General features: G+C 40.5%; 14 protein-coding genes. 8 read left to right on the top strand and 6 right to left on the bottom strand.

Annotation, left to right across the window (positions count from 1 at the left end; genetic code table 11):
- Nucleotides 1-330 precede the first annotated feature (330 nt).
- Both BGO42_RS15150 and BGO42_RS15145 read left to right on the top strand, forming a co-directional pair.
- Nucleotides 331-1,275: an AraC family transcriptional regulator gene (locus tag BGO42_RS15150; RefSeq protein WP_273247012.1), complete on the top strand. Its 945-nt coding sequence runs from the start codon at nucleotides 331-333 to the stop codon at nucleotides 1,273-1,275.
- A 12-nt stretch (nucleotides 1,276-1,287) separates the two neighbouring features.
- On the top strand, nucleotides 1,288-1,761 hold the full coding sequence (locus BGO42_RS15145; RefSeq protein WP_273247011.1) for a hypothetical protein: 474 nt from the start codon (nucleotides 1,288-1,290) through the stop codon (nucleotides 1,759-1,761).
- A 340-nt stretch (nucleotides 1,762-2,101) separates the two neighbouring features.
- Here BGO42_RS15145 and BGO42_RS15140 read toward each other — a convergent pair whose 3' ends face one another.
- The 5 genes from BGO42_RS15140 to BGO42_RS15120 all read right to left on the bottom strand — a co-directional run bounded on the left by BGO42_RS15140 (nucleotide 2,102) and on the right by BGO42_RS15120 (nucleotide 5,168).
- On the bottom strand, nucleotides 2,102-2,776 hold the full coding sequence (locus BGO42_RS15140) for an energy transducer TonB (protein WP_273247010.1): 675 nt from the start codon (nucleotides 2,774-2,776) through the stop codon (nucleotides 2,102-2,104).
- Between the two features lie 13 nt (nucleotides 2,777-2,789).
- Nucleotides 2,790-3,071: a putative quinol monooxygenase gene (locus BGO42_RS15135; RefSeq protein ID WP_177732912.1), complete on the bottom strand. Its 282-nt coding sequence runs from the start codon at nucleotides 3,069-3,071 to the stop codon at nucleotides 2,790-2,792.
- A gap of 84 nt (nucleotides 3,072-3,155) precedes the next feature.
- The gene (locus tag BGO42_RS15130; protein WP_273247009.1) at nucleotides 3,156-4,121 is read right to left on the bottom strand and encodes a quinone oxidoreductase family protein; all 966 of its coding nucleotides are present in this window, start codon (nucleotides 4,119-4,121) and stop codon (nucleotides 3,156-3,158) included.
- Between the two features lie 64 nt (nucleotides 4,122-4,185).
- On the bottom strand, nucleotides 4,186-4,758 hold the full coding sequence (locus tag BGO42_RS15125) for a Crp/Fnr family transcriptional regulator (protein WP_177732908.1): 573 nt from the start codon (nucleotides 4,756-4,758) through the stop codon (nucleotides 4,186-4,188).
- A 17-nt stretch (nucleotides 4,759-4,775) separates the two neighbouring features.
- Nucleotides 4,776-5,168: a hypothetical protein gene (locus tag BGO42_RS15120; protein WP_273247008.1), complete on the bottom strand. Its 393-nt coding sequence runs from the start codon at nucleotides 5,166-5,168 to the stop codon at nucleotides 4,776-4,778.
- Between the two features lie 158 nt (nucleotides 5,169-5,326).
- Here BGO42_RS15120 and udk point away from each other — a divergent pair, with 158 nt between their 5' ends.
- Genes udk through scpA form a run of 4 tightly spaced genes read left to right on the top strand, consistent with a single transcriptional unit; the run spans nucleotide 5,327 to nucleotide 9,846 of the window.
- Nucleotides 5,327-5,935: a uridine kinase gene (udk, locus tag BGO42_RS15115; RefSeq protein WP_273247007.1), complete on the top strand. Its 609-nt coding sequence runs from the start codon at nucleotides 5,327-5,329 to the stop codon at nucleotides 5,933-5,935.
- Nucleotides 5,936-5,957: 22 nt separating this feature from the next.
- Nucleotides 5,958-6,305 carry an FtsB family cell division protein gene (locus tag BGO42_RS15110; protein WP_177732902.1) on the top strand — a complete coding sequence of 116 codons (348 nt, stop codon included), beginning with the start codon at nucleotides 5,958-5,960 and terminating at the stop codon, nucleotides 6,303-6,305.
- A 9-nt stretch (nucleotides 6,306-6,314) separates the two neighbouring features.
- Complete coding sequence (locus tag BGO42_RS15105) at nucleotides 6,315-7,682, top strand: methylmalonyl-CoA mutase subunit beta (RefSeq protein WP_273247006.1); 1,368 nt, start codon at nucleotides 6,315-6,317, stop codon at nucleotides 7,680-7,682.
- A 40-nt stretch (nucleotides 7,683-7,722) separates the two neighbouring features.
- Nucleotides 7,723-9,846, top strand: a complete 2,124-nt coding sequence (gene scpA / locus BGO42_RS15100; protein ID WP_177732898.1) for a methylmalonyl-CoA mutase — start codon at nucleotides 7,723-7,725, stop codon at nucleotides 9,844-9,846.
- A 60-nt stretch (nucleotides 9,847-9,906) separates the two neighbouring features.
- Here the strand turns inward: scpA and BGO42_RS15095 are convergent, their stop codons facing one another.
- Nucleotides 9,907-10,716, bottom strand: coding sequence for an energy transducer TonB (locus BGO42_RS15095; RefSeq protein WP_273247005.1), 810 nt, complete (start codon nucleotides 10,714-10,716; stop codon nucleotides 9,907-9,909).
- A 301-nt stretch (nucleotides 10,717-11,017) separates the two neighbouring features.
- On the opposite strand from BGO42_RS15095, the gene BGO42_RS15090 reads away from it, so the two are divergent.
- Together BGO42_RS15090 and BGO42_RS15085 are read left to right on the top strand one after the other, a co-directional pair.
- Nucleotides 11,018-12,151 carry a methionine aminotransferase gene (locus BGO42_RS15090; protein ID WP_273247004.1) on the top strand — a complete coding sequence of 378 codons (1,134 nt, stop codon included), beginning with the start codon at nucleotides 11,018-11,020 and terminating at the stop codon, nucleotides 12,149-12,151.
- A 103-nt stretch (nucleotides 12,152-12,254) separates the two neighbouring features.
- On the top strand, nucleotides 12,255-12,644 hold the full coding sequence (locus BGO42_RS15085; protein ID WP_273247003.1) for an HYC_CC_PP family protein: 390 nt from the start codon (nucleotides 12,255-12,257) through the stop codon (nucleotides 12,642-12,644).
- Nucleotides 12,645-12,660: the final 16 nt, after the last annotated feature.

Below are 12,660 nucleotides of genomic sequence, written 5' to 3'. Positions count from 1 at the left end.
CTACAGCTAATTTAAAAGCCATATTATAATCCTTTTGAGTACGCTTAACTCGCGTTGTTGTTGTGTCTTTCATAATAAGTCGATTTTGTGTCAACTTATTTCAGGACGGGACAGATAGGATAAAAAAAGCCACTCAAGATTCAGTGGCTTTTGCTTTTTAAATACTCCCTTCAAATTTCAAATGTGACGAGTTGCTATCAAAAATAAGATAATGCTGTACAGTCTGTAAATGCGCTAAAGCGAAATACTTGCTAATCATTTTATTATCAGCAAGATTCGTATAAAATACAACAGCATCATTATGTAACTTTATATCGAAAAATTGACAACATGAATCCGAAACAACTTAGCAGACAAGAGTACACAACCCGGATAAACCGGGTGATGGACTACATAAGGCTCCATTTAGATAAATCATTCGATCTTGCCACATTGGCTGGTGTTGCTTCTTTTTCTCCATATCATTTTCACCGGATATTTACAGCAATGGTGGGTGAAACCCCGAATAACTTTGTGTCCCGTATTAAATTGGAAAAAGCAGCGCAATTATTGCATAATAACCCTAAGGCATCGGTAAGTGATGTTGCATTCCTTTGCGGATTCGTTAATATTTCCTCTTTCAGCAGGGCATTTAAAAGTCATTTTAATATGACCACCACAGAATTTCGCAATCAGGACAAGCCGATTTACATTAAAAACGGGATCAGATATAGCAAGGATTGCAAAGCAGTCAGCAAGATTGGCAAAAATTACCAGCAGATTAATGCACAATTTTACAGTGTCGAATTGAATACATTAATCATTATGGACACAAAAATTGAAATCAGACAAATGCCGGAACTGAATCTGATCTATTGTCGCCACACAGGGGCATTTAACAAGATCGGACAGGCTTACGAAAAGCTTTTCAAGTGGGCTATTCCCCGTGGATTGGTGAACCCAGACACCAGAACCGTAACCGTTTATCAGGATGACCCTGCTGTGACAAGTATCGATAAAGTACGCCAGGATGCCAGTATTATTGTAGATGGTAATATAAAAGTTGACGGCGAAATTGGCAAATTAAATATTCCATCAGGCAAGTATGCTGTCGGTCGTTTTGAAATTAAAGAAACTGAATTTGAAGAAGCCTGGAACACGATGTGTGCGTGGCTGACAGAAAGTGGCTGCCAGCCTGCTGATAGTCCTACTTATGAATACTATCATAACGATTACAGTGAAAATCCTGAACACAGGTTTATCGTAGATATCTGTATTCCTATAAAACCCTTATAATCTTTTTGAAATATGAAGCTTACCAAAACAGAGAAAACAACAGGAATTATTTTAGCAGTATTGTTGTTTCTTATCACCCTGAGCAGCACATTCTTTTTCTTGGTAAAATTGAACGTTAGCTGGATACAATGGATTTCATTTAATTCCTGTGCTCCAACCAGTTTCTTATATTTACTCTTATTCCTTGCGTTTCTGATAAGGAAAAAGGCTGCTTACCTGATTATAACATTTCTGCCGATCTATTTTCTTGGAACGATGGCAATGTTTGTATTGTCATGGAATGCCATAAATCTGATCGCACATTCAGGACATATTATAATGACACTCAATTTAATATGGGTCGTTTTCATAATCATCAGGCATGAGGAATATAAGGCGTTAGGGATCGGTTTACTGATTAGCATACTGCTTTTCGTTCCTTATATCGCTTATGTACTATCTTATAATCAAGCACATGCTGAAGAACTGTCAAAATTATTTCTGTAAAAAGAAATAGCCCATATTGTCATGTAAGTTCTTTTGAATTTGCTGACTCTTGCCTCCAGTAAGTGCCTTTTGTAAATAAAAAAGCCGCTTTAACAAGCGGCTTGAATTTTAAAGATTCTGACAATGTTTACAAAGAGGTTTCCCTCCCGTTCCTTCTCTTCGATTTTCTTTTTCGATGTTATTACCTTCCGTACAACTGGTGTTGTTGTGATACACAGATTGTTTTTCACTGTGAAATGGACTTGTTTTCGCCATAATATTTGAATTTAAAATTACTATAACGAAAGTTATTGAATCCTTTTTTCAACACCTTACGGAAGTCCGTAACACTCAATGCAAATTACATATCATTAAACGATATTGTTGTATTTAATCTGGTCTGATAAAACTTTCCTTTGGAAAAACTCGGCTGCCATCTCGGCATGCTTTCAATAATACGAATGGCGTCTTCGTTTAAAACCGGATCATCGGTTTTCATCACTTTAGCATCTTTTACCGATCCGTTTTTATCAATCATCCACACTATTTTTACCTTCCCGGAATGATCCCATTCTTTTTTATTCAACTCATTGTTAAGAAAATTAGGCAGCGCACCGGTCTCACCATAAAACATCGCTTCTACCATCATGATATTAAAAAAGGAATCTCTTGTTCCTTTATCCAGCTCTTCTCCGTTATCTTTTACCATTTTGACCTTGTCATTTTCCCTTACATCTTTAACGGAAACGGGTTTCGAATCAATATAAAAAATATACGCATCATTATTGTCTTTATCCTGCGTCACCATTAACTTTCCTTTCTGATAGTAATCGATATTGGAAACAAAAACATCATCCTTCATTTTTCCGACAATCGTAATATCCCTTGCTTTATCGAATAATTTCCAGATTCCGGTTTTCTTTCCGTCCTTATCGATCCGGTTGATTTCCTGTCCTTCATGCTTAACACTACTTTGGGAAAAGGCAACAAAGGAAGTGAAGCAGCATAAAAACGCCAGCAGTTTTGTTTTTGACATTCTAAAATTATTTTTATAAAGGTTTATAAAGATTGATCTCACTTTTTTCAAGCCATTCGGCAGCATTTTTTTGGAAACCCACGAAATGCTCCGTTTGAGTATGCTTATCTATAGCTTCCTTGTCTTCCCATAATTCATAGAACAGGAATTCCAAAGGATTATTAATTGCGGTATGCAAACGGTATTCGTGACATCCATCTTCCTGTAAAGATGCTTCCACCAGTTTTTGAAGTGCGGTTGCAACTTCTTCCCTGTAGTGCTCTTTTGCTTTAAGCGTTGCTACTATTGCTATCATTTTTATTAGGCATTATTTTATTTACAAACATCGGAAATTTTCTTTAAGATTCCGGATAGCAAACTTATTTTTAGCATTTTCTGACTACATACAAATCACCAGTCTTTTTCCCGGATCTATATTGGCACTCCAAACTTCATGAACGGCGTCCAATGGTGCGGTTACCGTTTCAATGACAAGCTTTCCCGTTGCTGCCAGCTGAAATGCTTCCGGCAGGATTTCGGTGATAAACTTTTTCATTTCCGCTTCGGAAAGACTGCCAATCCCGGAACCCAGAATTTCAATCGCTGAACTCCTTAACACATCGGAACGCAACTCAATTTCTTCTCCGGAAATGCTTCCCACGGTAATAATACGCACCGGATGGGTATAACCGCCGGCTCCTTTCAGTGCTTTTAACAACAGTTCCACCGAATGTCCCCACAGGTAATCAATAACAATATCTACAGGTGTTGCCAACTGAATATTTTTCAATTCCTCAACAATGGTTTCATCCGCTGTTTTTAAAGAAACAACTATATCGGCTCCAAGAGATGTTAACTTTGCTAAAGACTGCTCGTTTCTGCCGGTCGCGATCACTTTGGAAGCGCCATAATGTTTGGCCAGCTGTACCGCTACCTGACCGGTCACCCCGGTAGCTCCGTTGATCAGTACAACATTTCCTTTTTGAATTTTAGCGCGAAACAGCAATGCCATTGCCGAACCGATAACCGCATTGGGAAGTGCCGCTGCCGTTACATCATCGATTTTTTCCGGCAGGACAATATATTTATGATTGGGAATCAGGGCTCTTTCGGCTATCATACCGCTTATACCCTGTGCATATACCCGGGTTCCGTCTTCCAGAATGCCCACACCGTCAAAGCCTACAACAGCAGGAAGCTGTTTGTAACTGGCATAATGTCTGCCGCTCGCCCGCAGTTTGTCCAGGTTTTTAACCGACGCTGCCGTAACGTTAATCAGAATTTCATTTTCATTTTGAGGAATAGGATCCGGAAAATTTTCACAAACCGGAACATCACCCAATTGTTTTATAATCGCTGCTTTCATAAGTTATTTTTTAGGCAAAGTTCCGCCAGACTTCTTGTGCCAAACGATAACAATTGTTAAGAAATCAGGATTGTTTCGCCGTTTTATTCCGGATACGGCTTAACGATACCGCCGTTATCCCCAAATAGGTAGCGATATAATGCTGCGGAATCCGCTGGAAGATTGTCGGATTCTTTTTAAGCAGGTTGACATAGCGGTCTTCGGGTTTGTCTTTTAAAAACGATAACAAATGTTTGGAATAATAGATAAACCGGTTTAAAATATAACGGTCAAACCATTCTTTAAATTCGGCATCTTCTTTCCATAAAACCTCAAATTGGTCTTTCTCCAAAACATACAACGTACATTTTTCTAATGTTTCAAGGTAAAAATCACTCGGCTGATTCGTGATCACACTTTCCAAAGAAGCCACCAGACTTCCTTCAAAAAAGAACTGATTCGTGATCTCTTTTCCGTTACTGTTCATCCACAGCCGCAGGCAGCCTTCTTTTACAAAATAGATACGCAGTGCCTTCTCCCCTTCTTTTAAAAGAGTTTTTTTGGCATCAACTTTAATCTCTTCCAGAGCATATTTACCGGCAAGATAAAGCATAAAGCGCTTTACCTCTTCTTCATCGTTAATCGTTGTATTTTTCATATTGGTACTATTGTAACTTAAGTCAGCATCATTTTCATTTCATACTGCCCGATAAAAGGTTCCAGCCCATGAGCCGTCAGAAAGCGGCTGACCTGTGCTGTCGTTTTATCAATATTCGTCACCGCTAATGGCTTACCGTTATGGGCGCGGGCTTCCGGGAGCACACCGGTTCCGGCATTATAAGCTGTTTTTACACCGTCAACAACATTCATTCCGTGCAGCATAAACCCAACGAGTTTATCACCATCGAAGCAGCCCACTGAAACGTTCCTGTAGATACTTTCCGAATACAATTTGAGCTGTAAACTGTTCCAATCAAAAAACAGCGGGATAAAATAATCCGAAAAAGCAGCATTAAAGGCTTCCAGGATAATCGTATCACTGATGTTTTCCAATGTTTTAAAGTCCATTCCTGCTTATTTTTACGTTCTTCTTTTGCAAAGAACAATTTATACCTATTCTTAATTACTTTCCAAAAAGAATTGCAACCTCATAAAACTAAAAAAAATAAACCCTACATCCTATTAATTATTATTTTTGCCGAGATTAAAAATAATAAAAACGCTTTATGCTAATAATTGGTATTGCCGGAGGAACAGGCAGTGGAAAAACGACAGTAGTCCATCAGATAATGAATGAATTACCCGAAACAGAAGTAGGGATTATTTCGCAGGACTCCTATTATAAGGCTACTCACAACCTAAGCTTTGATGAAAGAGCTCTTATTAATTTTGACCATCCCAGAGCCATCGACTTTGAATTACTGGTGGCACACCTGAAGGATTTAAAAGCGGAAAAAACAATCGAACAGCCGGTATATTCTTTTGTAACACACAACAGAACAGACGATACCATTGTGACCCATCCCAGAAAGGTAATGATTGTGGAAGGAATCCTGATCCTTACCAATTCGGAATTACGCGATATGTTCGATGTTAAAATATTTGTTCATGCTGATTCTGACGAGCGTTTAATCCGACGATTAAAACGGGATATCGCCGAACGCGGCCGTGACATGGAAGAAGTTTTAAGCCGTTATCAGTCTACTTTAAAGCCGATGCACGAACAATTCATCGAACCGTCAAAAGCCTATGCGGACATTATTATTCCAAATGACAAATACAACACGGTAGCCATCGATGTAGTTCGTGCCGTAATCAATCAGAGAATATCATAATTTATAATTACCTTTATAACCCATGAAAAAAGCATTCGAAAAACTTGTAACCAAATATCCATTTCTGAGAATACTCGGGAACCGGTATGTTTTGGTGCTGCTGTTTTTTGCTGTTTGGATGCTTTTTCTGGACAACTACTCTTATTTGGAACACCGCGTTTTAAATAAGGAAATCGACGAACTCGAAGACAATAAAAAATACTATCAGGAAGAGATCAAAAAGGACAGTGAGAATATCAAAAAACTTAAAAATCCCGATCAGGTAGAAAAATATGCACGTGAAAAATATTATATGAAACGTGACAAAGAAGATATTTATATCATCGAGTTTGAAGAAGATGTGCCTGAAGAAGACACAAAATCACTTTAATTTTGCATTATGAGTAACAAACTGTTTACTGATTTTGAACCAGTGTCGTCCAAACAATGGAAAACACAAATTCAATATGAACTGAAAGGAGCCGATTATAACGAAACTTTAGTTTGGGAAAGTCCCGAAGGAATTAAGGTTCGTCCGTTTTATCATATCGATGAAGCCGAAAAACCTTTAAGAGTTACTACCGAAGCTTCTAATTTTAAGATTGTACAGAACATCTTTGTTCACGACCTTGATAAATCCATCGCAAGAGCTAAAGAAACAGTAGCCCGCGGTGCAGAAAGTTTGCGATTCACACTTGAAAATGAAAAAGTCGATATTGAAAAACTGTTATCCGCCCTTCCGCTGGAAACCGTTCCGGTATATCTGAACTTCGATTTCCTGGATTTGCCGTTTCTTGAAAAGATAAATGCCATTGCCAAAAAACACCAGACTACCATTTTTGTTCATATTGACCCTATCGGCCAGCTGGCAAAAGAAGGTAACTGGCACAGCAATCTGGATACCGATTTCAACACGCTGAATGACATTTCCCTAAAATGCCCGAACATTCATTTCCTGAGCATTAACAGTACATTATATCAAAATGCCGGTGCCAATATTGTACAGCAGATCGCTTACACTTTAGCCCATGCAAACGAATATTTCAACCGCATAGCCACCATCGGCACTCCGGTAACGATCCAGGTAGCTGTAGGAACCAATTATTTCTTTGAAATAGCCAAACTACGTGCAATACGCCTGCTGTTTGGCTTACTGGCAAAAGAATACGACCATAAATCTGACTGCCATATCATTGCCATTCCTACCAAACGAAACAAAACACTTTACGATTACAACGTCAACATGCTTCGTACCACAACCGAATGCATGAGTGCTATTTTAGGAGGTGCCAATGCCGTGTCCAATCTGGCTTATGACGCGCTTTATCATAAAGACAACGAGTTTGGCGACAGAATTTCAAGAAACCAGCTTTTGGTTTTAAAACATGAAAGCTATTTCGACATCGTTAACAATCCGGCTGACGGTGCCTATTATATTGAAAACCTGACAGATCAGTTAGCCGAAAAAGCACTGAATCTGTTTAAAGATATCGAAACAAACGGCGGATTCATCACACAATTAATCGAAGGAACCATCCAGCGAAAAATCAGTGAAAGTGCTAAAAAAGAACAGGAATTATTCGATAATGGAAAAGAAATCTTATTGGGAACCAACAAATACCCTAATAAAGAAGACCGAATGAGCCATGATTTAGAATTATATCCTTTTGTAAAAGTCAACCCGAGAAAAACATTAATCACACCGATCATCGAAAAACGATTGGCTGAAAAATTAGAACAGGAACGACTGGAAACGGAAAAGCAATAAGAGCTTCTTAACGCTAATCAGGATAATAATCAGATTTGAAATGAGAAAGAACATTCAACATATAACCTTAGAAAATTCCCGAACACAATCGGATGCCGTTAATGCGGAAACCATTGTGAATGCAGAAGGAATTGAAATCAAACAAACCTATTCCGAAGCAGCTCTACAGGATCTGGAGCACCTTCACTTCGGAGCGGGATTTGCACCCAACCTGCGCGGTCCGTATGCAACCATGTACGTTCGCCGTCCGTGGACCATCCGCCAGTATGCCGGATTCTCTACCGCAGAAGAAAGTAATGCCTTTTACCGCAGGAATCTTGCTGCCGGACAGAAAGGACTTTCCGTTGCGTTTGACTTAGCGACACACCGTGGTTATGACAGCGACCATGAACGGGTAGTGGGTGATGTTGGAAAAGCCGGCGTAGCGATTGACAGTGTGGAAGACATGAAAATTTTATTCGACCAGATTCCGTTGCATGAAATGTCGGTTTCCATGACCATGAACGGAGCGGTATTGCCCATCATGGCATTCTATATCGTCGCTGCCGAAGAACAGGGCGTAGAAGCAAAATTACTGTCCGGAACCATTCAGAACGACATTCTGAAAGAGTTTATGGTACGTAATACCTACATCTACCCGCCTACACCATCGATGAAAATCATTGCTGATATTTTTGATTATACCAGTAAAAAAATGCCAAAATTCAACTCGATCTCTATTTCCGGTTATCACATGCAGGAAGCCGGAGCAACCGCAGATATTGAATTGGCTTATACCCTGGCAGACGGATTGGAATACATCCGTACCGGACTGGCTGCCGGAATGAAAATTGACGAATTTGCCCCGCGTTTGTCCTTCTTTTGGGCTATCGGGATGAACCACTTTATGGAAATTGCCAAAATGCGTGCCGGAAGAATGCTTTGGGCAAAACTATTGAAGCAATTCGAACCTAAAGACGATAAATCATTAGCATTGCGAACGCACTGCCAGACATCCGGATGGAGCCTGACCGAACAGGATCCTTTTAACAATGTTGCCCGTACGGCTATTGAAGCCGCAGCCGCAGCATTTGGAGGAACCCAGTCCCTGCACACCAATGCCCTGGATGAAGCGATCGCTTTACCAACCGATTTCTCGGCGCGTATTGCCCGTAATACCCAGATCTTTTTACAGGAAGAAACCAAAATCTGCAAAACGGTTGATCCGTGGGCAGGAAGTTATTATGTAGAAAGCCTGACGCATGAAATTGCACAGAAAGCCTGGGCACTCATTGAAGAAGTAGAAGAATTAGGCGGTATGACAAAAGCCATCGAAGCCGGAATTCCCAAACTGAGAATTGAAGAAGCTGCCGCCCGTAAACAGGCGCGTATCGACAGCGGGCAGGATATTATTGTAGGCGTAAACAAATACCGTCTTGAAAAAGAAGATCCATTACACATCCTTGAAGTAGACAACCAGACCGTTCGTAAACAACAGCTCGAACGATTAGCACATATTAAAGCAACCCGAAACACCGAAAAAGTACAGGAATGCCTGGCAGCACTGACAGCCTGTGCACAATCCGGAAACGGGAACTTATTGGAATTAGCCGTAGATGCAGCACGCAACAGAGCCACTTTAGGTGAAATCAGCGATGCTATGGAATCGGTTTTCGGAAGATACAAAGCACAAATTAAATCCTTTAGTGGCGTGTACAGTAAAGAAATTAAAAACGATGAAAGTTTTGAAAAAGCAAAACAACTGGCCGATGCTTTTGCAAAATCCGAAGGACGTCGTCCGCGTATCATGATCGCCAAAATGGGTCAGGACGGACACGACCGCGGGGCAAAAGTAGTAGCGACCGGTTATGCCGATGTTGGTTTTGACGTAGACATCGGTCCGCTATTCCAAACACCGGCAGAAGCTGCCAAACAGGCCGTTGAAAATGACGTGCATATTTTAGGTGTTTCTTCCTTAGCTGCCGGACACAAAACATTGGTGCCGCAGGTTATCGAAGAGCTTAAAAAATACGGCCGTGAAGATATTATGGTGATCGTAGGCGGAGTAATTCCGGCGCAGGATTACCAATACCTGTTCGATAGTGGTGCCGTAGCCGTTTTCGGTCCCGGAACAAAAATCAGTGAAGCCGCTATTAAGATTCTGGATATTTTAATGGAAGCGTAACTACTTTCATAAAACACTATAAAAAGCCAGCCTTAGGGTTGGCTTTTGCATTTACATTACTTAATCGGAAGAGAATTTACCAAGGGCAATCCCTTTCGCGATCACCTCAGTTATTCTTTCCGTAAAATAATCCTTAAGACCTTTTATCTGATCTTCCGTAACCGTATAAAAATCTTTTGCCGTATTGCCTGGTTCTCCTTTTGCTTTTTCAAGTAAACCGGTAATCTCCGTTTCCGTATAATCAGACCGGTATCCCTGTTTATATAGTTCCTGATACGCTTCCTTACCTTCATTAAATACCTTTTTCCAGAAGACATCCGGAACCCCTTTATATTTTTGTTTCAAAGCGTTGAGTACCGGCGTAAATTCTCTGGCGCCCTGTTCTTCTATTTTAAGCACTTTTAAAAGCGCCCTGATCAGCTCGTCTTTTCCATCATTTCCTTCTTCACCAAAAATCAAACTTATCGGTAGTCTTAACTTCTGTCGAACCGGAATGCCATTCTTTTGTGCCGGAAGCCATTTATGTGTTACAAGACTGTTTATAACACGCAATACCTCCGCATTAGCCGAAGCATTACTTCCCGTTACACCAATGTTTTCCATATCACCGTTTTCGGTAATAACAAAATTCACAGTAACAGTAACCTGTTCTTTATTATTGTCTTTAACATTATCAAACTCAAAATTCCTGAAAAACAGGGAATAGTAGCTTTGGAATCCACCGGGAAAAGTGGCGGAAGTAGTATCATTTTTAAAAAGCGATAAGGCAGCGGATTCTTTCTGCCGGATAACGCTTTTTCCGTTCGCAGCCAGCAGCTGTGCGGAAAAAAATATGGCCATAATACTAACAGCCCAAAAACGGTTTTGCATGACAATGGTATTTTTGTTTTTCAAATGTAAAAAGCCCGGCATGAACGAATAGAAAAATGATAAAAACCAGCATGTCACATTGTAAAAATCATCACAAACAACACAACACCCTGTATTGCAACACTTAAAACCTCTCCTAAACCGGAACATATAACGCCCTTCACTCAAAAATCCGTAACAGTGAAGGCACAATACACCTGTTTTCCGGCAGCCGCCAAACCATCCCTCCTGCTAAGATTACCTTTCCAACAAATATTTTTATACATTTATACACCGGTACATCCACTATAAAAACAAAAAAATGTCCAAACTCCCGCATATTACCACCAGTATTTTTACCGTAATGTCCCAAATGGCAAACGAGCATCAGGCCATTAACCTGTCGCAGGGATTTCCGAATTTCCCGGTAGACGAACGATTGACCACCATTACGGCAAAACTCGCTACAGAAAATGTACACCAGTATACGCCAATGGCCGGACATCCGGGACTGATGAGCAAAATTGCGGCATTAACCTCAGCGTCCTATCATCGTACGGTTAATCCGGCTACGGAAATGTTAGTGACCGCAGGCGCTACCGAAGCCATTTTTGCCACCATACAGGCATTGATAAACAAAAACGAAGAAGTGATCATTCTTGACCCAAGCTACGACTGTTATGAAGCCCCCATCCTGCTCAGTTATGCCAAACCGGTCCGGGTGGCGCTAAATGACGATTACACTCCAGACTGGGAAGCCATTGCAGCTAAGATGAATACTCAAACGAGAATGCTTATCATCAACAATCCGCATAACCCAACCGGTAAAATATGGACTGCTGCCGATTTCCTGCAGCTTGAAAAATTACTGGCCCTGTATCCGGATGTACTGCTGTTATCGGATGAGGTTTACGAATACATTACCTACGAACAACCCCATATATCGGTTAACACCAATGAAAAACTCCGCGACCGCAGTATTGTGATTTCTTCATTTGGAAAATCACTGCACATCACCGGATGGAAAATCGGGTATGCCATTGCACCCGAACACCTGATGAAAGAAATCAAAAAAGTCCATCAGTTTTTAGTATTCAGTGTCAACAGTATTTCACAGGCCGCCATTAGCGACTATCTGGATATTGTGGACTTTAAAGAAATTGCCTCGATGTACCGTAAAAAAAGAGATTACTTTAAAGCACTGCTCTCCCAAACTCCTTTTGAGATACTCCCTTGTGAAGGCTCCTATTTCCAGGTGGCTTCCTACGCCTCTTTTTCGAATGAAAACGATATCGACTTTACGAAAAGGCTCATCACCGACTATGGTGTGGCAACCATCCCGATATCCACTTTTTATGCCGATGGCAAAGACCTTAAACTAATCCGCTTTTGCTTTGCCAAAGACGACAACACTTTGTTACAGGCAACGGAACGCCTGCGAAAGATCACCCGATAAAAACCTTATCCCGGTTAGCCGCCAAGCCCTTAAAAAACTTTTTAACACATTATTAATGACAAAATCCCATTAATTCGATAATTTTGAAGATTGATTCTTATTCATGAAAAAGTTTTTCGCAACCATATTAATGCTCTTATACTTAATCCCGGCAGTCGGGGTTAATGTATCCGCGCATTTTTGCGGAGAAGAACTGGCCTCACTGAGTCATACTGCTGCCAACGAAACAAAATGCTTTTGCGGTATTAAGGCAACCAAAAAACCGTGCTGCGAAGACAAACAGGTTAAAATCAAAATTGACGACAACCAGCAAAAAGCAGAATTGCTGACCCAAAAATTCAGCAATCCGTTTCATATACAGTTTACAATACCGGCCGTACTTGAAATACCCTATGTATTTAAAAGTACCGAGTCCTTTAATTATTCCTATTACAACCCACCCAACCGCTACAAGCAGCCCATATACCTGCTTAACAGAGTATTTCGAATTTGATTATTAGAATATTGTT

The organism is Flavobacterium sp. 40-81, from assembly GCF_001898245.1.
Lineage (GTDB): Bacteria > Bacteroidota > Bacteroidia > Flavobacteriales > Flavobacteriaceae > Flavobacterium > Flavobacterium inviolabile.
The sequence above is the reverse complement of the archived record's forward strand: the minus strand, read 5'-3'. Positions and strand labels throughout refer to the sequence as shown.

Coding starts and splice junctions, on each gene's coding strand:
- BGO42_RS15150 (WP_273247012.1), top strand. CDS start 331: ATGAATCCGAAACAACTTAGCAGACAAGAGTACACAACCCGGATAAAC.
- BGO42_RS15145 (WP_273247011.1), top strand. CDS start 1,288: ATGAAGCTTACCAAAACAGAGAAAACAACAGGAATTATTTTAGCAGTA.
- BGO42_RS15140 (WP_273247010.1), bottom strand. CDS start 2,776: ATGTCAAAAACAAAACTGCTGGCGTTTTTATGCTGCTTCACTTCCTTT.
- BGO42_RS15135 (WP_177732912.1), bottom strand. CDS start 3,071: ATGATAGCAATAGTAGCAACGCTTAAAGCAAAAGAGCACTACAGGGAA.
- BGO42_RS15130 (WP_273247009.1), bottom strand. CDS start 4,121: ATGAAAGCAGCGATTATAAAACAATTGGGTGATGTTCCGGTTTGTGAA.
- BGO42_RS15125 (WP_177732908.1), bottom strand. CDS start 4,758: ATGAAAAATACAACGATTAACGATGAAGAAGAGGTAAAGCGCTTTATG.
- BGO42_RS15120 (WP_273247008.1), bottom strand. CDS start 5,168: ATGGACTTTAAAACATTGGAAAACATCAGTGATACGATTATCCTGGAA.
- udk (WP_273247007.1), top strand. CDS start 5,327: ATGCTAATAATTGGTATTGCCGGAGGAACAGGCAGTGGAAAAACGACA.
- BGO42_RS15110 (WP_177732902.1), top strand. CDS start 5,958: ATGAAAAAAGCATTCGAAAAACTTGTAACCAAATATCCATTTCTGAGA.
- BGO42_RS15105 (WP_273247006.1), top strand. CDS start 6,315: ATGAGTAACAAACTGTTTACTGATTTTGAACCAGTGTCGTCCAAACAA.
- scpA (WP_177732898.1), top strand. CDS start 7,723: ATGAGAAAGAACATTCAACATATAACCTTAGAAAATTCCCGAACACAA.
- BGO42_RS15095 (WP_273247005.1), bottom strand. CDS start 10,716: ATGCAAAACCGTTTTTGGGCTGTTAGTATTATGGCCATATTTTTTTCC.
- BGO42_RS15090 (WP_273247004.1), top strand. CDS start 11,018: ATGTCCAAACTCCCGCATATTACCACCAGTATTTTTACCGTAATGTCC.
- BGO42_RS15085 (WP_273247003.1), top strand. CDS start 12,255: ATGAAAAAGTTTTTCGCAACCATATTAATGCTCTTATACTTAATCCCG.